At 71.1% G+C, this 26,671-nt stretch carries 23 protein-coding genes; 12 read left to right on the top strand and 11 right to left on the bottom strand.

The annotated features are described in order from the left end of the window. Positions 1-29: 29 nt before the first annotated feature. The 3 genes from ACZ6KY_RS31140 to ACZ6KY_RS31130 are packed head-to-tail and all read left to right on the top strand — an operon-like array spanning position 30 to position 3,324. Positions 30-1,481 carry a glycosyltransferase family 4 protein gene (locus ACZ6KY_RS31140; protein ID WP_469313597.1) on the top strand — a complete coding sequence of 484 codons (1,452 nt, stop codon included), beginning with the start codon at positions 30-32 and terminating at the stop codon, positions 1,479-1,481. Next, positions 1,475-2,248, top strand: coding sequence for a class I SAM-dependent methyltransferase (locus ACZ6KY_RS31135; RefSeq protein ID WP_469313596.1), 774 nt, complete (start codon positions 1,475-1,477; stop codon positions 2,246-2,248). Before ACZ6KY_RS31140 ends, ACZ6KY_RS31135 begins: the two co-directional genes overlap by 7 nt. Further along, entirely contained in the window at positions 2,245-3,324 is a 1,080-nt protein-coding gene (locus ACZ6KY_RS31130; RefSeq protein ID WP_469313595.1) for a prenyltransferase, read from the top strand. Before ACZ6KY_RS31135 ends, ACZ6KY_RS31130 begins: the two co-directional genes overlap by 4 nt. 73 nt (positions 3,325-3,397) lie before the next feature. Here ACZ6KY_RS31130 and ACZ6KY_RS31125 read toward each other — a convergent pair whose 3' ends face one another. Beyond that, a complete protein-coding gene (locus ACZ6KY_RS31125) occupies positions 3,398-3,691 on the bottom strand; it encodes a hypothetical protein (RefSeq protein WP_469313594.1) in 294 nt (97 codons plus the stop codon). Between the two features lie 178 nt (positions 3,692-3,869). On the opposite strand from ACZ6KY_RS31125, the gene ACZ6KY_RS31120 reads away from it, so the two are divergent. Next, positions 3,870-4,433: a hypothetical protein gene (locus ACZ6KY_RS31120; protein ID WP_469313593.1), complete on the top strand. Its 564-nt coding sequence runs from the start codon at positions 3,870-3,872 to the stop codon at positions 4,431-4,433. A gap of 8 nt (positions 4,434-4,441) precedes the next feature. Here the strand turns inward: ACZ6KY_RS31120 and ACZ6KY_RS31115 are convergent, their stop codons facing one another. From ACZ6KY_RS31115 to ACZ6KY_RS31090, 6 genes are all read right to left on the bottom strand, one after another. Continuing rightward, complete coding sequence (locus ACZ6KY_RS31115; RefSeq protein WP_469313592.1) at positions 4,442-5,452, bottom strand: LLM class F420-dependent oxidoreductase; 1,011 nt, start codon at positions 5,450-5,452, stop codon at positions 4,442-4,444. Between the two features lie 114 nt (positions 5,453-5,566). Further along, positions 5,567-6,400 (bottom strand): hypothetical protein, encoded by an 834-nt coding sequence (locus ACZ6KY_RS31110; protein ID WP_469313591.1) that lies wholly within the window; start codon positions 6,398-6,400, stop codon positions 5,567-5,569. Positions 6,401-6,572: 172 nt separating this feature from the next. Further along, positions 6,573-7,544: an N-acetylmuramoyl-L-alanine amidase gene (locus ACZ6KY_RS31105; protein ID WP_469313590.1), complete on the bottom strand. Its 972-nt coding sequence runs from the start codon at positions 7,542-7,544 to the stop codon at positions 6,573-6,575. Positions 7,545-7,786: 242 nt separating this feature from the next. Further along, entirely contained in the window at positions 7,787-8,107 is a 321-nt protein-coding gene (locus ACZ6KY_RS31100) for a 4a-hydroxytetrahydrobiopterin dehydratase (protein WP_469313589.1), read from the bottom strand. 374 nt (positions 8,108-8,481) lie between these two features. After that, positions 8,482-9,132 (bottom strand): class I SAM-dependent methyltransferase, encoded by a 651-nt coding sequence (locus ACZ6KY_RS31095; RefSeq protein ID WP_469313588.1) that lies wholly within the window; start codon positions 9,130-9,132, stop codon positions 8,482-8,484. A gap of 309 nt (positions 9,133-9,441) precedes the next feature. Continuing rightward, positions 9,442-11,187 carry an MFS transporter gene (locus ACZ6KY_RS31090; protein WP_469313587.1) on the bottom strand — a complete coding sequence of 582 codons (1,746 nt, stop codon included), beginning with the start codon at positions 11,185-11,187 and terminating at the stop codon, positions 9,442-9,444. A 295-nt stretch (positions 11,188-11,482) separates the two neighbouring features. Between ACZ6KY_RS31090 and ACZ6KY_RS31085 the strand changes: the two genes are divergently transcribed. The 4 genes from ACZ6KY_RS31085 to ACZ6KY_RS31070 all read left to right on the top strand — a co-directional run bounded on the left by ACZ6KY_RS31085 (position 11,483) and on the right by ACZ6KY_RS31070 (position 17,443). After that, on the top strand, positions 11,483-13,804 hold the full coding sequence (locus ACZ6KY_RS31085) for an acyl-CoA dehydrogenase (RefSeq protein WP_469313586.1): 2,322 nt from the start codon (positions 11,483-11,485) through the stop codon (positions 13,802-13,804). 16 nt (positions 13,805-13,820) lie between these two features. Beyond that, a complete protein-coding gene (locus ACZ6KY_RS31080) occupies positions 13,821-15,014 on the top strand; it encodes a lipid-transfer protein (protein ID WP_469313659.1) in 1,194 nt (397 codons plus the stop codon). A 282-nt stretch (positions 15,015-15,296) separates the two neighbouring features. Continuing rightward, entirely contained in the window at positions 15,297-16,739 is a 1,443-nt protein-coding gene (locus ACZ6KY_RS31075; protein WP_469313585.1) for an MFS transporter, read from the top strand. Between the two features lie 152 nt (positions 16,740-16,891). Beyond that, on the top strand, positions 16,892-17,443 hold the full coding sequence (locus tag ACZ6KY_RS31070) for a hypothetical protein (RefSeq protein WP_469313584.1): 552 nt from the start codon (positions 16,892-16,894) through the stop codon (positions 17,441-17,443). A gap of 35 nt (positions 17,444-17,478) precedes the next feature. On the opposite strand, the gene ACZ6KY_RS31065 is transcribed toward ACZ6KY_RS31070, so the two are convergent. Then, on the bottom strand, positions 17,479-18,111 hold the full coding sequence (locus ACZ6KY_RS31065) for a response regulator (RefSeq protein ID WP_469313658.1): 633 nt from the start codon (positions 18,109-18,111) through the stop codon (positions 17,479-17,481). A gap of 378 nt (positions 18,112-18,489) precedes the next feature. Here ACZ6KY_RS31065 and ACZ6KY_RS31060 point away from each other — a divergent pair, with 378 nt between their 5' ends. Next, positions 18,490-19,983, top strand: coding sequence for an alpha-L-arabinofuranosidase B (locus ACZ6KY_RS31060; RefSeq protein WP_469313657.1), 1,494 nt, complete (start codon positions 18,490-18,492; stop codon positions 19,981-19,983). Between the two features lie 170 nt (positions 19,984-20,153). Here ACZ6KY_RS31060 and ACZ6KY_RS31055 read toward each other — a convergent pair whose 3' ends face one another. The 3 genes from ACZ6KY_RS31055 to ACZ6KY_RS31045 are packed head-to-tail and all read right to left on the bottom strand — an operon-like array spanning position 20,154 to position 23,019. Beyond that, positions 20,154-21,404, bottom strand: coding sequence for a sensor histidine kinase (locus tag ACZ6KY_RS31055; protein ID WP_469313583.1), 1,251 nt, complete (start codon positions 21,402-21,404; stop codon positions 20,154-20,156). 14 nt (positions 21,405-21,418) lie between these two features. Beyond that, the gene (locus tag ACZ6KY_RS31050; RefSeq protein WP_469313582.1) at positions 21,419-22,138 is read right to left on the bottom strand and encodes an ABC transporter permease; all 720 of its coding nucleotides are present in this window, start codon (positions 22,136-22,138) and stop codon (positions 21,419-21,421) included. Further along, positions 22,138-23,019 (bottom strand): ABC transporter ATP-binding protein, encoded by an 882-nt coding sequence (locus tag ACZ6KY_RS31045; protein ID WP_469313656.1) that lies wholly within the window; start codon positions 23,017-23,019, stop codon positions 22,138-22,140. Before ACZ6KY_RS31045 ends, ACZ6KY_RS31050 begins: the two co-directional genes overlap by 1 nt. A 389-nt stretch (positions 23,020-23,408) precedes the next feature. On the opposite strand from ACZ6KY_RS31045, the gene ACZ6KY_RS31040 reads away from it, so the two are divergent. From ACZ6KY_RS31040 to ACZ6KY_RS31030, 3 genes are all read left to right on the top strand, one after another. Next, positions 23,409-24,266 (top strand): MaoC/PaaZ C-terminal domain-containing protein, encoded by an 858-nt coding sequence (locus ACZ6KY_RS31040; RefSeq protein WP_469313581.1) that lies wholly within the window; start codon positions 23,409-23,411, stop codon positions 24,264-24,266. A gap of 56 nt (positions 24,267-24,322) precedes the next feature. Continuing rightward, entirely contained in the window at positions 24,323-25,399 is a 1,077-nt protein-coding gene (locus ACZ6KY_RS31035) for a Zn-dependent alcohol dehydrogenase (RefSeq protein ID WP_469313580.1), read from the top strand. Between the two features lie 85 nt (positions 25,400-25,484). Beyond that, the gene (locus ACZ6KY_RS31030; RefSeq protein WP_469313579.1) at positions 25,485-26,441 is read left to right on the top strand and encodes a 3-oxoacyl-ACP reductase; all 957 of its coding nucleotides are present in this window, start codon (positions 25,485-25,487) and stop codon (positions 26,439-26,441) included. Positions 26,442-26,671 lie beyond the last annotated feature (230 nt).

The following is a 26,671-nucleotide window of genomic DNA, read 5'->3' as shown; positions in this document are numbered from 1 at the left end:
GGGAAAGTGCAGGGAGAAGGGGACCGGAAGTGACCGCTGAGGCCATGGAGGCGGGCCCCGGTAAGGGTGCGGCTGCCGACGGGGACCGACCCCTGCGCATCGCGCTCCTCACGTACAAGGGCAACCCGTTCTGTGGCGGCCAGGGTGTGTACGTACGGCACCTCTCGCGCGAACTCGCCCGCCTCGGTCACCGCGTCGAGGTCATCGGCTCCCAGCCCTACCCCGTGCTCGACGAGGGCCTTCCCGGACTGAGCCTCACCGAGCTGCCCAGCCTCGACCTGTACCGCCAGCCCGACCCCTTCCGCACCCCCGCGCGGGGCGAGTACCGGGACTGGATCGACGCGCTGGAGGTCGGCACGATGTGGACCGGCGGCTTCCCCGAGCCGCTGACCTTCTCGCTGCGCGCCCGCCGCCATCTGCGGGCCCGGCGCGGCGAGTTCGACGTCATCCACGACAACCAGACGCTCGGCTACGGCCTGTTGGGGGATGTCGGCGCCCCGCTGGTGACCACGATCCACCACCCCATCACCGTCGACCGGCAGTTGGAGCTGGACGCCGCCGAGGGCTGGCAGCGCCGCGCGTCCGTCCGCCGCTGGTACGCCTTCACCCGCATGCAGAAGCGCGTCGCGCGCCGGCTGCCGTCCGTGCTCACCGTCTCCGGCACCTCCCGCCAGGAGATCGTCGACCACCTGCGCGTCGAGCGGGACCGCGTCCACGTCGTCCACATCGGCGCGGACACCGACCTCTTCTCGCCGGATCCGTCCGTGCCCCAGGTGCCGGGCCGCATCGTCACCACGTCCAGCGCGGACGTGCCGCTCAAGGGCCTGGTGTTCCTCGTCGAGGCGCTCGCGAAGGTGCGCACCGAACACCCGGGCGCGCACCTCGTGGTCGTCGGCAGGCGCGCCGAGGACGGGCCGGTCGCCCAGGCGATCGAGCGGTACGAACTCGACGGCGCCGTCGAGTTCGTCAAGGGCATCTCCGACGCCGAACTCGTCGACCTCGTCCGCTCGGCCGAGGTCGCCTGCGTGCCCTCCCTGTACGAGGGTTTCTCGCTGCCCGCCGCCGAGGCGATGGCCACGGGGACCCCGCTGGTGGCCACCACCGGCGGAGCGATCCCGGAGGTCGCGGGCCCCGACGGCGAGACCTGCCTCGCGGTCCCGACGGGCGACTCGGGGGCGCTGGCTGCGGCCCTGATCCGGCTCCTCGGCGACCCCGGACTCCGGGCGCGGCTCGGCTCCGCCGGGCGCGAGCGCGTCCTCACGCGCTTCACCTGGGCCAAGGCGGCCGAGGGCACGGTGGCCCACTACCGTGAGGCGATGGCCCTCCCCACGTCCCGGCTCCGTCCGCGCGGCAGCGCCTCCGCCACGGGTGCCGACGGGCGCGGCGGCGTGCCGGGCGCCGACCGCTCCGAGGCCGCGGGAAAGACTCTCGGCGCCGAAGAACTAGTTGCAGCCAACCGCGAAAGCAGGGCCACGTGCTGACCGTCGACTTCTCCCGGTTCCCGCTCGCCCCGGGCGACCGCGTCCTGGACCTCGGATGCGGGGCCGGCCGGCACGCGTTCGAGTGCTATCGGCGGGGAGCCCAGGTCGTCGCCCTTGACCAGAACGGCGAGGAGATCCGCGAGGTCGCGAAGTGGTTCGCGGCGATGAAGGAGGCCGGGGAGGCGCCCGCCGGGGCCACCGCGACGGCCATGGAGGGCGACGCGCTCGCGCTGCCCTTCCCCGACGAGTCCTTCGACGTCGTGATCATCTCCGAGGTCATGGAGCACATCCCGGACGACAAGGGCGTCCTCGCCGAGATGGTCCGCGTGCTCAGGCCGGGCGGCCGTATCGCCATCACCGTGCCGCGCTACGGTCCTGAGAAGGTCTGCTGGTCCCTGTCCGACGCCTACCACGAGGTCGAGGGCGGTCACATCCGCATCTACAAGGCGGACGAACTCCTCGGGAAGATCCGCGAGGCCGGCCTGCGGCCCTACGGCTCCCATCACGCGCACGCGCTGCACTCGCCGTACTGGTGGCTGAAGTGCGCGTTCGGCGTCGACAACGACAAGGCGCTGCCCGTCCGGGCGTACCACAAGCTGCTGGTCTGGGACATCATGAAGAAACCGCTGGCCACCCGGGTCGTCGAACAGGCGCTGAACCCGCTGATCGGCAAGAGCTTCGTGGCGTACGCGACCAAGCCGCACCTGCCGAAGCTCGCCGGTACGACGGATTCCGCGACGGCCGCCTCCGAGGCGGACGCCACGTGACCACTCCCCGGACAGAACACCTCGTCCTGCCCGGGGTCCTCACCGCCGAGGAGGCCGCCGTCACGGTGCGCGGAATCCTCGCGGTGCAGCGCCCCGACGGAGCCATCCCGTGGTTCCGCGGACACCACCTCGACCCGTGGGACCACACCGAGGCCGCCATGGCGCTCGACGCGGCCGGGGAGCACGAGGCCGCGGAGCGTGCCTACGCGTGGCTGACACGGCATCAGAACGAGGACGGCTCCTGGTACGCGGCGTACGCCGACGGGGACTTCGAGGACGTCACCGACCGCGGCCGGGAGACCAACTTCTGCGCGTACATCGCGGTGGGCGTCTGGCACCACTACCTGGCGACCGGCGACGACGTGTTCCTGGACCGCATGTGGCCCGTCGTCTTCGCGGCCGTGGAGTTCGTGCTGCGGCTCCAGCAGCCCGGCGGGCAGATCGGCTGGAAGCGTGAGGACGACGGGACCGCGGTCGACGACGCGCTGCTGACCGGGAGTTCGTCGGTCCATCACGCGCTGCGTTGCGCGCTCGCCATCGCCGAGCAGCGCGAAGAGCCGCAGCCCGACTGGGAGTTGGCGGTCGGCGCGCTGCGACACGCGATCCGGCTCCACCCGGAGCGGTTCCTCGACAAGGACCGCTACTCGATGGACTGGTACTACCCGGTACTCGGCGGCGCGTTGACGGGCGCCGAGGCCAAGTCCCGTATCGAGGAGGGCTGGGACCGCTTCGTCGTGCCCGGTTTCGGGGTGCGCTGCGTCGTTCCCAACCCTTGGGTCACCGGTGGCGAATCGGCCGAACTCGCCCTCGCGCTCTGGGCGGTGGGCGAGTCGGACCGCGCCCTGGAGATCCTCCAGTCGATCCAGCACCTGCGCGATCCGAAGACCGGTCTGTACTGGACGGGCTATGTCTTCGAGGACCAGGCCATCTGGCCCGAGGAGCTCACCACCTGGACGGCGGGCTCCGTGCTGCTGGCGGTCGCCGCACTGGGCGGCGACGAGCCCACCTGCACGGTGTTCGGCGGCGAGCGCCTTCCGACCGGCCTGGACCCGGACTGCTGCACCCAGACCCGCTGAACCGTCCGGACGGTCCCTTTCCTCTGGACCGTCCGGACGCTTCGTACCTGGACTTCCCGGGTGCCGCGGGCCGTCAGTGCCGGTGCATGCGGTTGGCGATCGCGTGGCCCACGAACAGGTAGACGACGGCGGCGAGACCGTAGCCGGCGACCACGCGCGCCCACTGCTCGTCGAAGGTGAACAGGTCACGCGACCAGCCGGCCAGCCAGCTCGCCATGTGGTGGATGAACTGCACGAGGTCGTTGCCACGATTGGCGTCGAGCAGATACATCAGGATCCAGAGACCGAGGATGACGGCCATAACATCCGCGACGATCGCGATGACCGTCCCCGCCTGATTCGAGCCGTTGCGATATCTAGGGGACATGACCAGCGGGTTGCCCGTCAATCCTGGATGAAACCCGAACGGGTTCTCTTGAGTGGCACGTTGGCCGGGACCGGGTGAGGCTGCCGGGGAGAGCCGTCTTCCCCCGCGAACGGTGAGACCCGCGGACCGGGGAGAACCCGCAGACCGGGGAGAACCGTCCCCTCATCCGGAGGATCCCGTGCCCGTACCGATACGGCGCCTGATCGTGGCGCTGACCCTCTCCTGTGTCCTGATCGGTGGTTCCGCGGCCTGTGGCAGCGGCGGAGACGGCCAGGACACCGCCGCCGTGGCGCAGGCGGCCGCCACCCCCACGCCGACCACTTCGGCGCAGAAGCAGAAGTTCGCCAAGACCCGCTTCGTGGCGAACGCGGGACTCGCGGCCGGCGCCACCTACCAGTGGATCGTCAAACCCTGGAAGGCGGGCACGTTCAAGAAGGGCGCGAAGGGCCGCAGGGTCGCCCTGGTCAAGGCCGGGCTCGCCGGCGCCTTCGCGTACAACCGGCTCAAGGCCGCCACGAAGAACGCGCAGGGCGATCCCGCGCTGTCCAAGGCCCTCGCCCCGCTCGCCGCGGGGATCGCCGCCCTCAAGGGACTGCCCGCCAAGCTGCGCAAGGGCGACTCCACCGACGCCGTCGCGAACTCCTTCGACGACATCATCAACAAGGTGAAGGCGGCCGGGAAGAGCGCGGGCGCCGAGGTCAAGGACAAGGTGCCGTCGGCGTCGCAGCTCGGCGGAGGCTAGGACAGGTCCTAGGAGTTCAGCTCGGCCAGTACGCGGAGGGTGCGGGGGTCCGGGGACAGGACCAGCAGGTCGGTCACCGGGCCCTTGCGCCACAACTCCAGCCGCTCGGCGATGCGTTCACGCGGTCCGACGAGCGAGATCTCGTCCGCGAAGGCGTCCGGCACGGCCAGCACGGCCTCCTCCCGGCGCCCTTCGAGGAACAGCCGCTGGATCCTGCCGGCCTCCTCCTCGAAGCCCATCCGGGCCATCAGTTCGGCGTGGAAGTTGCGGGCCGCGTGCCCCATCCCGCCGATGTAGAAGCCGAGCATCGCCTTGACCGGCAGCAGCCCCTCGGCGAGGTCGTCGCAGACGTGCGCGCGGGCCATCGGCGCCACGAGGAACCCCTCGGGCAGGTCGGCGAGCGAGGCCTCGTACGCCTGAGGGCGCGTCGGCGACCAGTACAGCGGCAGCCAGCCGTCCGCGATCCGGGTCGTCTGCGCGATGTTCTTCGGGCCCTCGGCCCCGAGCAGGAGCGGCAGTCCGGCCCGGAGCGGGTGCGTGATCGGCTTCAGCGCCTTGCCGAGTCCCGTGCCGTCGGCGCCCCGGTACGGGTGGGAGTGGAAGCGTCCGTCCAGCTCGACCGGCCCCTCGCGCCTGAGGACCTGGCGTACGACATCGACGTACTCCCGGGTCGCGGTCAGTGGCGACTTCGGGAACGGCCGCCCGTACCAGCCCTCGACGACCTGGGGTCCAGACAGTCCGAGGCCGAGCATCATGCGCCCGCCGGAGAGATGGTCGAGGGTGAGCGCGTGCATCGCGGTGGCGGTGGGGGAACGCGCGGCCATCTGCGCGATCGCCGTGCCGAGTCGGATGCGCGTGGTGTGCGCGGCGATCCAGGTGAGCGGGGTGAACGCGTCCGACCCCCACGACTCGGCGGTCCACACCGAGTGGTAGCCGAGCCGCTCCGCCTCCTGGGCGAGCGGCACATGGTCCGCCGAGGGGCCGCGCCCCCAGTAGCCGAGCGCGAGACCGAGCCGCATGTCGCCTCCAGAGACAGAGTCCTGACGGTCCGTCAGTTCCTGGCGTGCTGCGACTGTACGACAACGGCCCCCCGCCGGAAAGGGCGAGAGGCCGTCGCTGCGACGATGAGCGGGTCAGCCGCGCTGGATCCCCGAGGTGTCCTGAAGCACACCGCGACGGCCGTCCTGCGTCTGCGCCACCAGGGTCGCGCCGCGCTGCTCGACGGCCAGGTACCAGGTGCCCGGCGCCAGTTCGGCGATCGGCGCCTGCGCGCCGTCCTCCGAGAACAGCGGGCGCGCGACCGGCACGGCGAACCAGAACGGCGAGAAGTCCTGAGCGGGCTGCTGCGTCTGCGGAGCCGGCGGCTGGCTCGGCTGCGCGCCGAACGGCTGCCCCGGCTGCGACGGCTGAGCACCGTAGGGCTGCTGACCGGGCTGACTCGGCTGACCCGGCTGCGAGGCCCCCGGGTACCCGTAACCACCCTGCGGCTGACCGCCGTAGGGCTGGGGGGCGGGGGGCTTGGGGGCGCCGACGAGGGCGACGCCCAGGGCCGGGACCAGCGGGGTGGCGATCGCGGCCGCCGCCAGGACCAGGGTGCCGATCAGGCCGAGGATGAGACCGGCGCCCGCGCCGACGTTCCCGGCACCGTAGGAGCCACTGAAGGGGCCCAGCGGGTCGACGATCGTCCAGAAGGACGTCCAGACCGCGAACAGCGTGAGCGCGACACCGAGTTGACCGAGGTCGAGTCCGATGACCTTGCGCGGCTGCGGAAGGGCGCGGGAGACAACGATCAGAGCCGCACCGGCGATGCCACCCACGTACATGCTCATCACCAGACCCAGGTTGTCCCAGGCGTTGGGGGCATCGCTGCCGGAGCTGTCGAACGTGTGCAGGAACGACGCGATGAACAGCAACACCGCTGCTCCGATCACCACGCCGTCGCCTCGAGTGAGGGAGCGGATATTCACTTCAGGTCCTTCGTCAGTCGTCTCGTCGTCGGTGAGGCACCGCTGTTCACCGTGTCGCCGTCATGGTGTCGCCGTCGGGACTCGGTGTGAAGCGCGGGGGTGGCCCTTTATCGTACGGACGACACTATCGCCCGGACGATCAGGGTGTCCGCCGGGTTGGGACCGTAGATCACTACCCGTGCAGGAAACCAACGATTCCTTCAGAGATCCCCCGTGCCGCCTTCTCTCGCCACGCGCCACTGGTGAGCAGTGCGGCGTCCTTGCTATCGCGCATGTTGCCGCACTCGATGAACACCTTGGGAACCGTTGACAGATTGAGACCGCCGAGATCCTTCCTGACCACCAGTCCGGTGCCGTCACCGACGTAGTTGGAGGGCGCGCTGCCCGTCTCGCGGACGAACAGTCCCGCGATGCGCTCGCCCAAGTCGCGGGAGGCGGCGACGATCGGACGGGTGTCGGCGGCGTGCGCGTGCACCGACGCCGGGAGGATCACGTGGAAGCCCCGGTTGCCGGCCGCCGATCCGTCGGCGTGGATGGACACGACCGCGTCCGCGTGCGCCGCGTTGCCGATGCGGGCCCGCTCGTCGACGCAGGGGCCGAAGGAGCGGTCGCCGTCCTGGGTCAACTTCACCGTGGCGCCCTCCTTTTCGAGGATCGCCCGCATCCGGTGCGCGACGTCGAGGGTGAACCGGGCTTCCGTGTAACCCGCGTTGGTCGACGTGCCGGTCGTGTCGCACTCCTTCCAGTTCGTTCCGATGTCCACCTTGCGGTTGATCGCGGACGTGTGCTGGAAGTTGCTCGGGTTGTGCCCCGGGTCGATGACGATGACCTTGCCCTTGAGGGAGCCGGAGGCGGCGGCCCCGGAGGAGGACGAGGGTGCCGGGGCCGACGACGCACTCGGCTTGCCGTCGTCCGTCGCCGGGGCGGACGCCCGGCCGGAGGGGGAGGCGGAGCCGGGCGCGGAGGACGACGACGCGGGAACGGCCCGGTCGGACCCGCCCCCCGAATCGTCTCCCACGGCCTGGTACACCAGCCAGCCGGCCAGCGCGCCCGGTACGAGCGCGGCGAGCGCGACGGTGAGCGGCCCGCGCCGGAAACGGCGCGACTGCTGGGGCGGATCGAAGTCAGGGCCTACGTACGACACGTCTGCCACCCTAGCGGGCGTCCGTGGTGTCCATGGCGTCCATAGGGAGCTGGGAACGGACAGGCCGGAGGCCGGTGAGCCGCCTTTGGCCGTCATGCCTGTGAGATGTCGTCGTGTTCGACGAGTGCCACGAGCCGCCCATGCCTGAGGATCATGGCAAAGAGGCCGCCGAGCTGGCCGTCGAGGTGATGAGGAAGGCCCGCGGGACTGCCATCCCCCTGGGGCCTTTCGCAGGTCCGGGGTCAGCCGCCGAGTGGCTCGGCATTGTGTGCGACAGCGATGACGTCGATGCGCCGCGCCAAGTCGAAATCCGCGGCCGTCAGCCTGTGGCCGGCGTCGTGCGTGGTGATCCCGAAGCGGATGCGGTCCCACCGCAGATCGATGTCGGCGTGATGCCCGATCAGCCGCTCGATGTCGGCGACGTGCACGATCAGGGCGACTCCACCGTGGTAGCGGATGGCGAAAGTGCGGGTGATCTCGTCGCCGTCACGCCGCCGGCCCGACACGCCCTCCACCGCGATCACGATCTCATCCTCGGTCAACGGCACCGGTGCGTCTGCCACGCGTCAGTTCCCCTCGGTCGCGGGCGCCGGAACCTCAGCGAGATCCCGGCCGGCCCGGGCATCCTGCCACGGCCGCATCGCCCGCTGAGGGGTGACCAACTCCCTGCGCATACGAGCGGAGCGGGTCTCTACGGCAATGTCGGCGACCGTGCGGGCAATCCCCACCGCCTGTTCGGGTTCGCCCGCTCCCGCCGCGGCTGTGGCGTGCCGTGCCAGGTACACGCCGCGGTCCCTGCGCGCGGTCTCCGGGACGACGTCGAGGACCTGGTCCAGAGGGAGACCGCCTCCGCGCCGAGGCCGAGGCGCCCGTAGCAAGTGGCCCGCTGGATCTCCAGGTAACCGGGCGCAGTGCAGGAACGACTCTGACCGGGCGCTCAGATCCCTGCCCCGGTTCGTCGCAGGACGCGCAAGGAGTCGGTCACCGCGGTCTCGGTGAACGCGCCTGATTCCAGGGCCCGGAGGTAGACGCGGTAGGGGGCCTGGCCGGTGAACTCGTCGGCGGGGTCCGGGAACACGTCGTGGATGACGAGGAGGCCGCCCTCGGCGACATGCGGCGCCCAGCCCTCGTAGTCGCCGCTCGCGTGCTCGTCGGTGTGGCCGCCGTCGATGAACACGAGACCGAGGGGCGTGCCCCAGAACGCGGCGATCTGCGGCGAACGACCGACCAGCGCGACCACATGGTCCTCCAGGCCCGCCCGGTGGAGCGCCCGGCGGAAGGTGGGGAGCGTGTCCATCAGGCCGATCTCCGGGTCGACCGTGGACGGGTCGTGGTACTCCCAGCCCGGCTGCTGCTCCTCGCTGCCCCGGTGGTGGTCGACCGTGATCGCGGTCACCCCGGCCTCGCGCGCCGCGTCGGCGAGCAGGATCGTGGAACGGCCGCAGTAGGTGCCGACCTCCAGGAGCGGCAGCCCGAGCCGACCGGCCTCGACGGCGGCCTCGTACAGCGCGAGTCCCTCACCCCGCGGCATGAACCCCTTCGCGGCCTCGAAGGCGGCGAGGATCTCGGGCTTGGGTGCCGCGGGCATGGGGTCTCCTCCATCGGTGCGAACAGCGGGTGCGAACAGCGGGTGCGTGGAGCACCTGCGAGACAACGGGTGCGTGGAGCAAGTACGAACGGCTGGTGCGTGGAGCGGGTCCGTACGTCCGCGCGTGCGTCCGGCGCGGAACAGCGGGCCGCGCGGACGTACGGCGTGGACATCGGGTGCCTGCCTCGGGTGCCGACATCCGGTGCGAACGAACCGGGCGTACGGGTCCCTGGCCGCCCCATCGTGCACCACACCCCCGCCGCGTGGGCGACGGGGGTGTGAATGATCACTCCGGGACGGGTCCGGGCGTCAGGCGGTGACCTCGACGTCCTCGCCCGGCAGGGACAGGTCGAGGGCGACCGGCCGGTCGTCGCCCGTGTGCGTCGCCGACGAGGCGAGCGGGCCGTGGCCGGCGGCCCGTGCGGCGAGCACGTACGCGCCCTGGGCCGGCACGGCGAGCGCGTAGCTGCCGTCCTCGGCGGAGAGGGTGGCGCCCGCCTGGCGGCCGCGCCGGTCGATCAGGGTGACCTTGGCGCGCGGGACCGGACCGCCGTCGGCGTTCAGGACCCGGCCGCGGAAGCCGCCGAGAACCTCGTGCGCCCGCTCCATCGCGGCGTCCTCCTCGCTGCTGGCGCGCAGCTGAGGCTTGGTGGCCGGGGGGCGGCCCGGCAGGAAACACGCCATGAGCAGGCCGACCGCGACCGCGCCCGTGGCGATCAGGAAGGACACGCGGAAGCCGTGCATGGTCGGGATCGCGACCCCGCCGACGTGGTTCGCCGTGTTGGCGAGCACCATGCCGATGACCGCGCTCGACACGGACGTACCGATGGAGCGCATGAGGGTGTTCAGGCCGTTGGCCGCGCCGGTCTCCGAGGCCGGGACGGAGCCGACGATCAGCGCCGGCAGCGAGGAGTAGGCGAGGCCGATGCCCGCGCCCAGGACCACCGCGATGACCAGGGACTGCCAGGCGGCGTTCATCAGGCCGAGGCCCGCGCCGTAGCCGATGCCGATGATCACCATGCCGATGATCAGCGTGACCTTCGGGCCGTACTTCGCCGACAGGCGGGCGTACACGGGCGCGGTGAACATCATCGTCAGGCCGAGCGGCGCGACGAGCAGACCCGCCTTCACCATCGACTGGCCCAGGCCGTAGCCGGTGGACGTCGGCAGCTGGAGCAGCTGCGGCAGGACGAGGGAGACGACGTAGAAGGAGACGCCGACCATGATCGAGGCGAGGTTGGTGAAGAGGACCGCGGGGCGGGCCGTGGTGCGCAGGTCGACCAGCGGGGCCTTCAGACGCAGCTCCATCACGCCCCACAGCAGGAGCACGGCGACGGACGCGCCGAAGAGTCCGAGCGTGGTGGGCGCGGTCCAGCCCCAGTCGCTGCCCTTGGTGATCGGCAGCAGGAAGAGCACGAGTCCGACGGACAGGCCTATCGCGCCCAGCACGTCGAAGGTGCCCTCGGCGCGCATCGGGGACTCCGGCACGACGAGGAGGGTGAGGATGATGGAGAGGACGCCGAGGCCGGCGGCGCCGTAGAAGAGGGCGTGCCAGTCGGTGTGCTGCGCCACGAGGGCCGCGGCGGGCAGCGCGAGTCCGCCGCCGACGCCGATCGAGGAGCTCATCAGGGCCATCGCCGAGCCGAGCTTCTCGCGGGGCAGCATGTCGCGCATCAGGCCGATGCCCAGCGGGATCGCGCCCATCGCGAAGCCCTGGAGCGAACGGCCCACGATCATCGGCACCAGGGCGCTGGTGAGCGCGCTGATCAGGGCGCCGACCACCATCACCGCCAGGCTGGTGAGCAGCATGCGCCGCTTGCCGAAGAGGTCGCCGAGGCGGCCCATGATCGGTGTGGCCACGGCGCCCGAGAGCAGCGTCGAGGTCAGGACCCAGGTGGCGTTGCTGGGCGAGGTCCCCAGCAGCGTCGGCAGGTCCTTGATGACCGGGACGAGCAGGGTCTGCATCACCGCGACAACGATGCCCGCGAAGGCGAGCACGGGCACGGTCGCGCCGCTCGGCCTCCGCGCGGGCTGGTCGGTCGTCGTGTGCGTCATTGCGGGGGGCCTCCAGGCCGTAAGGAAGGGAGCTCTCGGGAGAGCGGCAAAGGGGAGTGGTCCATGCGGATGCGGGGACGGTCGGTCGAGTGATCCGTGGGGATGCGGGGACGTCGGTCGGGTGATCCGCGCGGGATACGTGCAGGGGGAACCCGGTGCGCCTGGGCAACTATTCCGGTGCTTCGGCGTACTAACGAATTCTTGACCGATCCATGGGTATCTGACCTATCGTCAGAATGGAACGTGTTCTAGTCTGGCGCGGATCCACGCACCTTGGGCCTTTGGGGAGGCACGCATGGGTATCGCGATCACGCCGGAACAGCGGGAGCTGGCCGAGGCCGTACGCGGCTGGATCGCCCGCGCCGTGCCGCCCGAGGAGGTCCGCAAACTCCTGGACGCCCCGGGCAGTGGCAGGCCTCCGTTCTGGGACGCGCTCGCCGCGCAGGGGCTGCTCGCCGTGCACCTTCCCGAGGTGTACGGCGGTGGCGGTGGCGACCTCGTCGACCTCGCCGTCGTCGTGGAGGAGGCCGCGCGCGCCGCGCTGCCGGGACCGTTCGCGGCGAGCGTCCTGGCGTCAGCGGTCCTGGTGGCGGAGATTCTCCGCGAAACGGGCGATCTGGTACGGGTGTCGGGGCGTGGTGATCTCGCCCGCGCGTCGGAGCGCGGTGATCTCGTACGGGCGCTGGGGTGCGGGGAGCGCGTCGGCGCCGTCGCGTTCGGCACCGGCTCCCTGACGGCCCTGGCGGTGGACGGCGGGTACGTGCTCGACGGGACGGCGCCGCCCGTGCTGTCCGGCGCGGACGCGGACGTGCTGGTGCTGGCGGCGGCGTGCGACATAAGAGACAACAGGGGCAGTTGGGATAGTTGTGGTGATAGTCACGATATGGGTGACGGGGGTGACGGAGACGGCGGAGGCAGTGGGAGCGGCGGAGACAGCGGGGCGGTGGCTGGCGGCACCGTCTGGCTGGTCGTGGACGCCGTCGATCTCGTCGTCCGGCCGCACGAGAGCGCCGATCCGACGCGGGCGACCGCCGAGGTCCGGGCGGAAGGCGTACGGGTCTCCGCCGACCGCGCCCTCGCGGTCGACCCGTCGCTGGTCCGGGACCTCGCCGCCGTCGTCCTCGCCGCGGACGCCTGCGGCACCGCGGCCTGGGCGCTGGACACGGCCGCCGGGCACGCCAGGGTCCGCGAGCAGTTCGGCCGTCCCATCGGACACTTCCAGGGCGTGAAGCACCTGTGCGCCGACATGCTGGTACGGCTGGAACAGGCGCGGGCGCTCGCCTGGGACGCGGCGCGCGCCGGGCAGGAGCCTTCCGGCGTACGGGAGTTGGTGGCCTCCCTCGCGGCCGGTACCGCCCTCGACGCCGCCTGCTCCTGCGCCAAGGACTGCGTCCAGATCCTCGGCGGCATCGGATTCACCTGGGAGCACGACGCCCATCTCTATCTCCGACGAGCCCTGGTGGCACGGCAGTTGCTCGGGGCCGGGAGCGGACACCTGCGCAGGGCCGCGCGGCTCGCACGGGACGGCGTACGGCGGGAACTGCGCCTGGAACTGCCGCCGGAGGCGTCCGGGTACCGGGCCGAGGCCCGTGAGGTGATCGACCGGGCGCGCGGACTCGGTCCGGCGGACGCCCGCCGGTCGCTGGCGCCCGCCGGGTACGCCGCCCCGCACCTTCCCCCGCCGTACGGACTCGGCGCGGGACCCGTCCAACAACTCGCCGTACAGCAGGAGTTGGCGGCGGCCGGAGTGCGGATCAGCGATCTGGGGATCGCGACCTGGGTCGTACCGTCCCTCATCGCGTACGGGACCGGCCGGCAGCAGGAGCGCTATCTGCTGCCCACCCTGCGCGGCGACCTCCTGTGGTGCCAGCTCTTCTCGGAACCGGGCGCCGGATCCGACCTCGCCTCGCTGCGGACCCGCGCCGAGCGCACGGCCGACGGGCGCTGGCGGATCAACGGGCAGAAGGTGTGGACGAGCGCGGCCCAGTGGGCCGACCACGGAATCCTCCTCGCCCGGACGAACCCGGCGGCGCCCAAGCACAAGGGACTCACCTACTTCGTCGTCGACATGAAGAACACGGACGGCATCGACATCCGCCCCCTGAAGGAGATCACCGGGGACTCCCTGTTCAACGAGGTCTACTTCGACGATGTGCTGCTGCCCGCGGACGCGGTCGTCGGCGAGGTCGACGACGGCTGGCGGGTCGCCCGCAACACGCTCGGCAACGAACGCGTCCACATGGCCGACCAGTTGACCTTCGACACCGGCCTGGAGGCGCTGATACCGGCCGACGTCGACGGCGCCCGGCTCGGAGCGCTGCTCGCCGAGGCGCACGCCCTGGCCTGCGTCACCCTGCGCACCACCCTCCGCCAGGTATCCGGCGTGGAACCGGGAGCGGGCGCCTCCGTCCGGAAGCTGGTGCAGACCGCGCACCAGCAGAAGGTCGCCGAACTCGGACTCGAACTCCTCGGCCCCGAAGGCGCGTTGTGCGAAGGCCCGGGCGAGCGGGCCGTGCACGGATTCCTGCTCTCCCGCTGCCTGACCATCGCGGGCGGCACCACGCAGGTCCAGCTCAACGTCGTCGCCGAGCGCATCCTCGGCCTGCCGCGAGACTAGGAGCGCCATGACCGCCATGAAGACGTACGTCGTCGGTGTCGGTATGACCAGGTTCGAGAAGCCCGAGACCCGGGAGTGGCAGTACTGGGACATGGTCCGGGAGGCCGGCTCCAACGCCCTGGCCGACGCGGGGATTTCCTACACGGACGTGGAACAGGTGCCCGTCGGCTACTGCTTCCAGGCCTCCACCGCCGGTCAGCGCGCCGCCTACGAACTCGGCCTGACCGGCGTCCCCGTGTACAACGTCAACAACAACTGCGCCACCGGGGCGAGCGCGTTGATGCTGGCCCGGCAGTTCGTGATGGGCGGGATCTCCGACTGCGTTCTCGCGCTGGGCTTCGAGAAGATGAAACGGGGGGCGCTCGGATCGGGCGCCGACGGCGGGGACTTCTCGACGTCACCCGTCGCCCGGCACTACGGGATCATGGCCACCCGGCACGGCTTCGAGATGTCCCCGCCCACCGCGCAGATCTTCGGCGACGCGGCCCGCGAGCACATGGAGCGGTACGGCACGACGGAGGCCCAGCTCGCCGCCGTAGGCGCCAAGAACCACCGCCACTCGGCGCACAACCCGTACGCCCAGTTCCGGGACGTGTACTCCGTCGACGAGATCCTCGCCGCCAAAGCCGTGCACCGGCCGCTGACCAGACTCCAGTGCTCGCCCACCTCGGACGGGGCGGCCGCGGCCGTCGTCGTGTCCGAACGGTTCGCGGAGCGGCACGCGTTGGAGGACAGGGCGGTCGAGATCGTCGCCCAGTCGATGACCACCGACACCGAGGAGTCCTTCGCCTCCGGCTCCTGCGTCGACGTCGTCGGGCAGCCGATGTCGCGGGAGGCCGCGCGCCAGGTATACGAGTGGTCCGGACTCGGCATCGAGGACGTGGACGTCGTGGAACTCCACGACTGCTTCTCGATCAACGAACTGCTGACCTACGAGGCGCTCGGCATGTGCGGCGAGGGGGAGTCGGGCGGACTCGTCGAGTCGGGGGCCACGACGTACGGCGGACGCTGGGTGGTGAACCCCTCCGGTGGCCTGATCTCCAAAGGACATCCGCTGGGAGCGACCGGCATCGCCCAAGTGGCCGAGCTGGTATGGCAGTTGAGGGGACAGGCCGAAGCCCGGCAGGTGCCGGGGGCGCGGGTCGGGCTCGCCCACAACATCGGACTGGGCGGCGCGGCGGTGGTCACGCTGCTGCGCGCGGGGGCTTGAGGTTCTCTGCGTCGCACTCCGGGCAGATGCCGTCGTCACGCTGCTGCGCGCGGGGGCCTGAGCGGACACCGGTCCTCAGCCGACCCGGCGCCGAGCCGACGCAGACCGTGCGCCGACCGAGCGCAGACCCGGCGCCGAGCCGTGCGGGCCACCGCCGACGGCAGCGAACGGTCCTGGTTCCTGTTCCCTGTTGCGTGCTCGCCCGCGTGTGGTCCTAGGTCCCGTGGCGCACGTCCACCTGCGTCGAAATCCTGATGCAAGGGGCGTAAGCCGGTTGAGAGCATGACACCCATGCTCCGAGCCGCTGAAGACACCCGGATATCCGCCCGTACCGCGCCACCCACCTGGGTGGTGATCGCGCTCGCGTGTGCCGGACAGTTCCTGGTCGTCCTGGACGTGTCCGTCGTCAACGTGGCCCTGCCGTCCATGCGGACCGACCTGGGCCTGAGCGGCCCGGGGCTGCAATGGGTGGTGAACGCCTACTCGATGGCCTTCGCCGGATTCATGCTCCTCGGCGGGCGGGCCGGGGACCTGTACGGGCGCAAGCGGATGTTCCTGGTGGGGCTCGCGCTCTTCACGCTCGCCTCGGCCGGCGGCGGGCTCGCCCAGGAAGGCACCCAACTGCTGGTCGCCCGGGCCGCGCAGGGTCTGGGGGCCGCCGTTCTCGCGCCCTCGACCCTGACGATCCTGACGTCGGCCGTCCCGGAGGGCGCCGCACGCGCGCGGGCCATCGCGACCTGGACCGCCGTCGGCGCGGGTGGCGGCGCGGCGGGCGGACTCGTCGGCGGACTGCTGGTCGACGGACTGTCGTGGCGCTGGGTCCTCCTCATCAACGTGCCCATCGGCGCGGTGGTGCTGGCCGGTGCGGCGCGCTGGCTGGTGGAGAGCAGGGCCGGGGACGGGCGACGGCTCGACCTGCCGGGCGCGCTCCTGGTGACGTCGGGCCTCGCGACCCTGGCGTACGGGATCGTGCGGACGGAGGCCGAGGGCTGGACGGCGGCGGCGACGCTGGTGCCGCTGTGCGCGGGAGCGGCTCTCCTCGGGGTCTTCCTGGTCGTCGAGGCGCGGACCGGCGCGCCGCTGATGCCGCTGAAACTGCTGCGGCTGCGGTCGGTGTCCTCGGCGAACGCGGCCATGTTCGTCTCCGGCTCCGCGATGTTCTGCATGTGGTTCTTCATGACGTTGTACACGCAGAACGTGCTCGGCTACTCGCCGCTGGGCGCGGGCCTCGCCCTGGTGCCGAGCTCGCTGGCGGTGGTCATCGGCTCGAAGTCGGCGCCGCGCCTCATGCCGGTCGTCGGGGCGCGCAATGTGGCGGTCCTCGGCACACTCCTGGCCGCGGCCGGTTTCGGCTGGCAGTCGACCATGACGGCGGACGGCCCGTACCTCACGGCGATCGTGCTCCCCGGCATCCTGATGATGACCGGCGCGGGCCTGGCCGCGACCCCGCTGGCCGCGCTCGCGACCTCGGGCGCGGCGCCGGAGGACGCGGGGCTGGTGTCGGGCCTGGTCAACACCTCACGGGTGATGGGCGGTTCGCTGGGGCTCGCGGTCATGTTCACGATCGCGGCGGCCCGCACCGGGGGAGGCACCTCCGGAGAGGCCCTGACCGCCGGGTACGCGCTGGCGTTCCGCGTCAGCGGGGTGATGCTGCTGGCCGGGGCGGTCCTGATGCTCGTATGGCTGCCGCGGAGCATCTCGCCGCGGAGAATCTCGCGGCGGTGAGGCAACGAAATCCGATGCTAGCGGACTCCTTTTAACCTCTAGGAGGTGCTCATGGGGGATCGGAAACAGGCTCGGGACGAGGAGTTCCAGAGCTTCGTCGTCGGCCGCTGACCGCGGCTGATGCGGACGGCATTTCTCCCGAGCAGCGGCATGTGTACGCACCCCAGAGCACCACGCTGGCGAGCGCGCGAGACAACGGCGAGGACTGGAGCGTCACCATCGACGTGTGGGGGGCGCCGAAGAACGAGGTGGAGGCAGAGCGTCAGTGGGCCGCGATGGCCGAGTACCGGGTGCGGCCGGCGGACGTGAGCAAGGCCAAGGAACTGATGGGCCTTGACCGGTACTTCGTGCACCTGACCGTGGAAGCCCACAAGACGACGAGGATGTGGGGCGAGTTCGGCGGGAGCGACCGCCAGGCGGGCGAGTTCCTCAACTCCTACGCGACGCCGCTGCACACGGGCCGGCACGGCGCGGCCGACGCCCGCAAGCGGCTCGTGATCGGCGATGTCTCCGCGACCACCCGGGAGGTCACGTGCACCTGGGACGACGGCACGACAACCCAGGTCCCCAGGGCCCCCGAGGGCTCCGGCTTCGGCCGGACCCACAAGCCGCTGATCCGCGAGGTCGAGGGCTCCCCGACCAACTGGTTCGGGTGCCTCGCCCCGGAGGGCAGGAGCTACAAGTCGGCGCAGGCGACACGGTGAGGTGACGTGAGCGGCGGGACGTCAGCGGGGGTCGGCTACAGCCAGCCCTGCTGGCGGGCCTCCCGCATCGCCTCCATGCGGTTGCGGGTGCCCGTCTTGCCGATGGCGGACGAGAGGTAGTTGCGGACGGTCGATTCGGAGAGATGGAGCTTGCCGGCGATGTCGGCGACGGTGGCGCCGTCCACCGAGGCCTTCAGTACGTCGCACTCGCGGGCGGTGAGCGGATTGGGCCCGGCGCTCAGCGCGGCGGCGGCGAGCGCCGGATCGATGACGGTCTCCCCGGTCAGCACCCGCCGGATCGCCTCGGCCAGTTCCTCCACGGGCCCGTCCTTGACCAGGAAGCCGGCGGCTCCGGCCTCCATGGCCCGCCGCAGATACCCGGGGCGGCCGAAGGTGGTGAGGATCAGCACCCGGCAGTCGGGCGCCTGCTCGCGCAGTTCGGCGGCGGCGTCCAGCCCGCTCATCCCCGGCAACTCGATGTCCAGCAAGGCCACATCGGGCCGGCTGATCAGCGCCGTGTCCACGATCTCGTCGCCCGCGGACACCTGCGCGACCACCTCGATGTCCGGCTCCATGCCGAGCAGTAGAGCGAGCGCCCCGCGCATCATTCCCTGGTCCTCGGCGAGCAGGACACGGATGGACTTGGCGGGCCGGTGGTCCTGGGGCATCTCGTTCACGGGGCAAGCGTAAGGCGGACAGGTCCCCGGCCGGCCGTGGTGTGCGTGTCGGGGGCCGCGTCGGAGGTCGCGTAGGGGCCGATAAAAAAATCGTCCTCGTTCGAGTCCGTGAGTCTTGACGGCCTCCGGCTGCGGGCAAATAATCGCCTCGGAATTCAGCGCTCCCCTTTGTAATTCCTGAGCCGGGTCGATTTTCACAGACGTTCGGCATTTCGACCGGGAATTGGTTCGGTATTTCGATCGAACGTTGTCCGGTATCTCGACCAGGCACCCGCACTGTCCTACCAGGAACGGAAGAGGTGCACCGTGTTGTCATCCTTAGTGCCGTTGCGGCGTCTCAGAAGCGCGGCCCTGGCCGTGCTGTCGGTGATGGTGGCCGTCGTCGCGCTCGCCCTGGGCGCGCCGCGGGCCACCGCCGCGGGTTCACTCCCGTGTGACGTCTACGCCACCGCGGGCACGCCCTGCGTCGCCGCGCACAGCCTCGTCAGGGCGCTCTACACGTCGTACAACGGCTCGCTCTACCAGGTACAGCGCGCCTCCGACAGCGCCACCGCGAACATCGGTCTCCTGACCGCCGGAGGGTACGCGAACGCGGCGGCGCAGGACTCCTTCTGTACCGGCACCACCTGCGTCATCACGAAGATCTACGACCAGTCCGCGCGCCACAACGACCTCACCGTCGAGGGCGCGGGCGGGGCGGGAGCTGCCGATGTCGGAGCGCCCGCGGACGCGCTGCCGGTGACCGCCGGCGGTCACCAGGTCTACGGTCTGGAGATCTCGGCCGGCATGGGCTATCGGGACAACTCCACCTCGGGCGTGGCCACCAACGGGGCGGCCGAGGGGATGTACATGGTGACCTCCGGCACCCACGTCAACGGCAGTTGCTGCTTCGACTACGGCAACGCCGAGACGAACAACAAGGACACCGGCAACGGCCACATGGACGCGATCAACTTCGGCACCGAGTGCTGGTTCTCGCCCTGCTACGGCCAGGGCCCGTGGGTGCAGGCCGACCTGGAGAACGGGCTGTTCCAGTCGGACTCCGGATACAGCAAGAACACGTCGAACACCGGCACCGGGGCGATACCGTTCGTGACCGCTTTGCTGAAAAACAACGGTCAGGACCATTTCGCGCTGAAATACGGCAACGCCCAATCGGGCAGTCTCACGACCTCCTATTCCGGAGGTGAACCCACCACCAGCGGCTACTCGCCCATGCACCAGGAGGGCGCGATCGTCCTGGGCACCGGCGGAGACAACAGCAACGGCTCCATAGGGTCCTTCTTCGAGGGCGTCATGACCTCCGGCATCCCGACGGACGCCGCCGACAACCTGGTGCAGTCGAACATCGTCTCCGTCGGCTACGGCGGCTCGACCGGGACCACCGGCTCGCTGACCGCCGGGTCGGAGATCTCGCTGCGCGCGACCACCTCGTGCTGCACGACCGACTACATCCGCCACCAGGCCAACGCGGCGGTGGTCTCGGCGATCACGTCGAGCAGTTCGGCGCTCGACAAGAGCGACGCCACCTGGATCGTCCGCAGGGGCCTCGCCGACAGTTCCTGCTACTCCTTCGAGTCACGGAACTACCCGGGTGACTTCCTGCGGCACTACAACTACCAGCTCCTCAGGCAACCCATGGCCGGAACGGCGCAGTTCAGACAGGACGCCACGTTCTGCGCCGGGACCGGGAAGAGCGGAACGGGGACCTCGTTCGCGTCGTACAACTACCCGACGAGATATATCCGGCACTACAACTACAACGTCTATATAGCGAGTGATGGCGGCTCGAACGCCTTCGACACGGCCACCTCGTGGACGGACGACGTGAGCTGGGCGGTCACGGCTCCCTGGGCGCCGTAGTCACCGGCGAGGAAGCCAAGTCCGCCGATTCCACCGGATGTTCGGCGGGGATCGTGAAACAGCCGCACGGCGACGGGCCGGACCGCAGGGGCCCGCCCGCCGCCGTGCGGCGTTCCGTCAGGCACTTCGGGCCCTTTGTGGCCTTCGGTTCCTTTGGGTCCGGCGCTCGCTCAGATCGACGCCTCCGTCAAGTCGACTGCCTCCACGGGGAGTTCTGCTCTCACTTCGAAGCCGCCGCGCGGAGTCCGTCCCGCCCGCAGGGAGCCGCCCGCTGTGGCGAGGCGTTCGGTGAGGCCCTTGAGGCCGGTGCCGCCGATGCCCGGCTCCGGATCGGCGGGGGAGGCCTCGGTGCCGTTGTCCGAGACGGTCAGACGGACCAGGTCCGGAGTGCCGCCGACGGTGATCTCGCAGCGGGTCGCGTCGCTGTGGCGTACGACGTTGGTGACGGCCTCGCGGAGCACCCAGCCCAGCAGGGCCTCGGTCTGCGGTACCAGTGGTGGCCCCGACTGCCGTACGACCGGCTCCACCCGAGCCGCGGACAGCGCCGAACGGGCGCGGTCCAGCTCCGTGGCGAGGCTGCCCTCGCGATAGCCGGTGACCGCCTCGCGGATCTCCGTCAGGGCCTGCCTGCCGACCGACTCGATGTCCGTGACCTGGACGAGTGCCGCGTCCATGTCGCGGGGGGCCAGCCGGCGGGCCGCCTCCGACTTCACCACGATGACCGAGAGCGTGTGCCCGAGCAGGTCGTGCAGGTCGCGGGAGAAGCGCATCCGCTCCTTCTCGACCGCCCGGCGCGCCAACTCCTCGCGGGCCTCCCGCAGTTCACGTACCGCCTCGGAGAGGGACAGGATCGCGGCCGTCACCATCGTGGACAGGAAGGTGCCGTAGGCGATGTTCACCGCGTCCCAGCCCGCCCGGACGGCGGAGACCGCCGCGGCGAGCGCCGTCAGACCGAGGCCGATCTTCCCGAGCCAGGGGCCGCGCAGCACCGCCCCGGTGGCCAGCCCGAGCAGCGGGAAGAAGTACAGCCAGCTCCCGCCGTACCCGAGGGCCAGCGCGCAGGTGACCACACCCATCAGGACGAGCGCGACCCGGGTCGAGCGGGCCTCCCGCTTCGACCTCACGAACGCGCGGAACGTCACGTAGATGTAGAGGGAGTTGAAGACGAACAGGCCCAGGCCGCCGATCCAGGGCTGCGGGGTCCTGCCCTGGAAGAGGTTGGAGAAGGCGCCCATCCCCAGCAGCAGCCACGGCAGCAGCGCGAAGCCCGTCGGCGGCGGCCCGGGGTTCTCCGGCATCTCGCCGCCGCTCTCGCGCGCGGCCCGCTGCTCGGCCTTGAACCGCTCCATGTCGGCCTTCCAGCGGATCCGTTCGGCCCGCCACGCGCGGACCTGGCAGCCGATGCTCTTCATCAAGGGCATGTCCAGCTCCCCGTTCAGACGGTTCGGGCGGATCGACGGTACGAGACCACAGCGTACGAACCGAACACCAGCAGCCAGCCGGTCAGCACCACCACCGCGCCGAGGCCGGGCGCCCGGCCCTCGGTGACCGACACACCCAGCTCCGCGAAGCGGTTCGTGGGCGTGAACGCCGATACCGAGCGCAGCCAGCCGGGGAACAGGGCGAGCGGGAACCACAGGCCCCCCACCACCGCGAGCCCCAGATTGCACGCCATGTTCGCGACACCCGTGGTCTGCGCGGTCATCCGGTAGCCGTTGCCGAGGCCCAGCAGAGTGAAGGGGACCGAGCCGAGCCACAGCAGCACGGCCGTCGCGGCCCACTGCCAGGCGTCCAGCCGTACGCCGTTGACCAGGCCGCCGGCCGCCAGCACCGTGACGATCGAGGGCAGCACGGTCACCGAACCGGTCAGCGCCCGCCCGAGCACCACCTCGCGCGATGTCATCGGGGTCACCCGAAGCTGCCGCAGCCAGCCGGTCACCTTGTCCTCGGCGACCCCGCCGCCGGTGTTCAGCGCCGAGCCGACCGCGCCGTACGCGGCCATACCGACCATCGACGCCGTCCTCCACTGGCCGTCGTCGCCCCCGCCGAGGTTGGTGAACAGCAGGTACATCATCACCGGCATCGCGACACCGCCGATCACGAAGCCGGTGTCGCGCAGCGTCCGGCGTACTTCGAGCCGCAGATAGTCGAACATCACACCTTCTCCTGAGCACGTGAGGTGAGTGCCATGAACGCGTCGTCCAGGGACGCGGGGACGACCTCCAGGCCGCGTATCGCACCCCGTTCGGCCAGCGCGACCACCGTCGCGTCAGAGTCGTCCGTACGCAGCCGGGCCCGCTCCCCGCGCACCTCGACGGCCACCACGCCGGGCAGCAGCGCGAGACCCTCCGCGCCGCGCCCCGCCAGGTCGAAGGAGACCCGATTGCCGCCCGCCGACCGCTTGAGCTCCTCGCCGGTCCCGTTCGCGACGATCCGCCCCCGGTCGATGACGACGATCCGGTCGGCGTGCGCGTCGGCCTCCTCCAGATAGTGCGTGGAGAAGAGCACGGTGTGGCCGCGCAGGGCGTAGGCCCGCATCGACTCCCAGAACGCGTGCCGTGCCTCCACGTCGAGCGCGGCGGTCGGCTCGTCGAGCACGATCAGGTCGGGGTTCCCGGCGAGGGCCACCGCGAACCGCACCCGCTGCGCCTGCCCGCCGGACAGCCGGTCGACGCGCCGCCCGGCCAGCTCCGGGATGCCCGCGAGCCGCAGCGCCTCGGCCACCGGCAGCGGCGCGGGATAGCGCCCCGCCACGAAGGAGACCAGCTCCTGGACGGTGACCCGCGGCACCGGCCGGGTGTCCTGGAGCATCGCGCCGACCCGTCCGGCGCGCACCGACTCCTCCGGGCGGTCGCCGAAGAGCGCGACCGAGCCCTCGTCCGGCTCGTCCAGACCGAGCAGCAGCGAGATCGCCGTCGACTTGCCCGCGCCGTTGCGGCCCAGCAGCGCCACCGTCTCGCCGGGTGCCACGTCGAGGTCGAGACCGGCCACGGCGCGCACCTCGCCGAAGGCCTTGACCGCGCCCCTGAAGGACACGGCCGGTGGCGTCCCCGTCGTCCGTGTCCCCGACGGCGTTCCCGCCGTCGTCCCCGCGCTGTTCCCCGCGGCCGTCCCCGTCGTCTGTGTCATGAGAACGACGCTAGACGTCCGGGGCCGTGCCCCGGCAGATGCACTTGTCGGCGATCGGCCGGGACAAATGTCACGGCCGCCCGCCGCGGCGCGTTCCGCGAAAGGCCGCCGTGACGGCTTGATCTGACATGGCGTCAGTAGTCTTCCCAAGTAATGGGCGCTGGGCTATACAAGGGTTCGCCGGACTGGAACGCGTTCTAGAACGAGCGGGTTCCACGGCCCAGTGTCGACCTCGGTGCGGCCGACGGTGCGGACGGCCGCACCGAGGTCTTTCGCGCAGTCGAGTCAGGAGCCCCATGCCCATTGACGCCGCCAAGGCCGTCGCAGCGGAACCGCGGACCGGAGAGATCGCCTGGACCCCCAAGGACGTCCAGCTCTACCACCTGGGCCTGGGCGCGGGCGTCCCCGCGACCGACCCCGACGAGCTGCGCTACACCCTCGAATCCAGGCTGCACGTCCTGCCGAGCTTCGCCACCGTCGCGGGCGCCGGCTCACCGGGCGTGATCAGCGGCCTCTCCATGCCCGGCGTCGACGTCGACCTCGCCCGCGTCCTGCACGGCGGCCAGACCGTCCGGCTGCACCGCCCGATCCCCGCCGAGGGCGCGGCGACCGCCACCGGGCGCATCGCCGCTGTCTACGACAAGGGCAAGGCCGCCGTCCTCGTCATGCGCACCGAAGTGGCCGACGCCGAGGGCCCGTTGTGGACGAACGACGCCCAGATCTTCGTACGGGGCGAAGGCGGCTGGGGCGGCGACCGCGGCCCGAGCACCCGCCTCGAAGCGCCGACGGGCCCACCGGACAGAACCGTCGAACGCCCGATCCGCGAGGACCAGGCCCTGCTCTACCGGCTCTCCGGGGACCGGAACCCGCTGCACGCAGACCCCGAGTTCGCCAAACTCGCCGGATTCGACCGGCCGATCCTGCACGGGCTGTGCACGTACGGCATGACGCTCAAGGCCGTCGTCGACACCCTGCTCGGCGGCGACGTGGCCCGGGTCCGCTCGTACACCACCCGCTTCGCCGGAGTCGTCTACCCCGGCGAGACCCTGCGCATCCGGATGTGGCGGCGGGACGGCGAGGTCCGGGTGGCGGTGAGCGCGGTCGAACGGGACGACGCGCCGGTCCTCGCCGACACCGTCGTCGATCACGCCTGACACCGTCGTCGATCACGCCTCACACCCGTACGAACCGTCCTGAGGGGAGCCGCACCATGCGCGCAGCCGTACAGCACGAGATAGGCCAGGACAAACTCGAAGTCCTCGACGACGTCGAGGCGGTGGGCTTCGGACCCGGCAAGGTGCGCATCAGGGTGCGGGCCACCGGGCTGTGCCATTCGGACCTGTCCGCGATGAACGGCGTCCTGCCACAGCCCGCGCCGTTCGTGCCCGGACACGAGGGCGCCGGCGAGATCACCGAAGTCGGCGAGGGCGTCACCCACGTGAAGCCCGGCGACCGGGTCGTCATCTGCTGGCTCCCGGCCTGCGGCGCCTGTCCCGCCTGCAAGCGCGGCCAGACGGAACTGTGTCTGGCCGGCTTCATGAACGCGGGCACCCCCAACTTCAAGCGCCCCGGCGGTGACGTCTTCGGTTTCGCCGGCACCGGCACCTTCGCCGAGGAGGTGGTCGTCGACGCGGGCTGCGCGGTCCCCATCCCCGACGACGTGCCCTTCGACATCGCCGCGCTGATCGGCTGCGGCGTCACCACCGGACTCGGCGCCGCCCTCAACACCGCTGACGTGGAAGCCGGTTCATCGGTCGCCGTCATCGGCTGCGGAGGCGTCGGCATCTCCGCGATCCAGGGAGCCAGGCTCAGGGGAGCCGCCGAGATCGTCGCCGTCGACCCGGTCGCCTCGCGCCGGGAGGCAGCGCTCGGCTTCGGCGCCACCAAGGCCGTCTCGCCCGACGAACTCGCCGACGCCAAGCAGTCGGTGACCGCGGGCGAGGGCTTCGACTACGTCTTCGAGGTCGTCGGCAAGTCCGCCACCGCACGCACCGCCTACGACCACACCCGGCGCGGCGGCACCCTCGTCGTCGTCGGAGCGGGCGCCATGGACGACTTCCTCCAGCTCAACATGTTCGAGCTGTTCTTCGACGAGAAGCGCATCCTGCCCTCCATGTACGGCGGAGGGGACGTCCTCCGGTCGTACGAGCGCACGATCGCCCTGTGGCGCGCGGGCCGCATCGACCTCGCGGGCCTGATCACCCACCGGGTGCCGCTGGCCGAGATCAACGAGGCGCTCGACCAGATGCGTTCGGGCACCGCGCTGCGGACGTGCATCGAGATCTGACCCGCGAGATCTGCCCCGGCCACGACCGCCGAGGACCTCCACGACAACGGCTGAGGAACCTCCACGACAACCGTTAAGGACCTTGATGTCACTGCCACTTGAAGGGCTCACCGCGATCGTCACCGGCGCGGGGCGCGGGCTCGGCCGGGCCGAGGCGCTGGAACTCGGCCGGCTGGGCGCGGCCGTCGTCGTCAACGACTACGGGCAGCCCGGACGGGACGGCTCGGGAGAGGCCTCGGCCACCCCGGCCGAGGAGGTCGCCGCCGAGATCCGTACGGCGGGCGGCCGGGCCGTCGCCCACACCGGGGACGTCGCCGACCACGAACAGGCCCGCGAACTCGTCGAGTCGGCGGTCACCGCGTTCGGGAAACTGGACATCCTCGTCAACAACGCGGGCATCCTGCGCGACCGGATGGTCTTCTCGATGACCGAGGACGAGTGGGACTCGGTCATCAGGGTCCACCTCAAAGGCCATTTCAACACCACCCACTTCGCGTCCGCGCACTGGCGGACCCGTTCCAAGGCGGCCGACGGCCCCGTCTACGGGCGCATCGTGAACACCTCCTCGGAGGCGTTCCTCGCCGGCTCCGCCGGACAGCCCAACTACGCGGCGGCGAAAGGCGGGATCGTCGGTCTGACCACCTCGACGGCGCTGGCGCTCGCCAAGTACGGCGTCACGGCGAACGTCATCTGCCCGCGCGCCCGGACCCGTATGACGCAGGACGTCTTCGCCGGATTCGGGCTCCCCGACGACGGTCTCGACCCGCTCGCCCCCGAGCATGTCGCCCCGCTCGTCGGCTACTTGGCCTCACCCGCCGCCGCGCACGTCAACGGCCAGCTCCTCGTCGTGCACGGCGGCATGGTCGCGGTCGTCGAACGGCCGCGGGTGGCCGCGAAGTTCGACAGCAAGCAGGTCACTTTCAGCCACGACGAACTCGACGCGCTGCTCACCCCGTACTACGCGGACCGGCCGAGTGGCGAGACGTTCGCGGCGGCGGAGGTGCTGGGGCTCAAGCGGGACGGGTCGGGCTCTCCCGGCTGAGCAGCCTGCCGTCGGCGGACAGGGGAGGGTGCGCGAGCCGCGGCAAGCGGTGCCGTGGGGGAGCCCCACACGGAAACGGCCCCGCTCGGACCACTCACTGGAACGCGAGTGATGCGAGCGGGGCCGTACGCCGGGTCGGCGTGCCGTGGGTCAGTCGGGCCGTCGTGTGTGTCGGCCGTCCCGCGTCCTCGGGCTGTCGTGCTGTTGTTCGTACTGTTCGTGTTGTTCGT

Source organism: Streptomyces sp. NPDC042002, from assembly GCF_055588305.1.
Note: the sequence above shows the minus strand (reverse complement) of the source record. Positions and strands in the feature narration are given on the sequence as shown.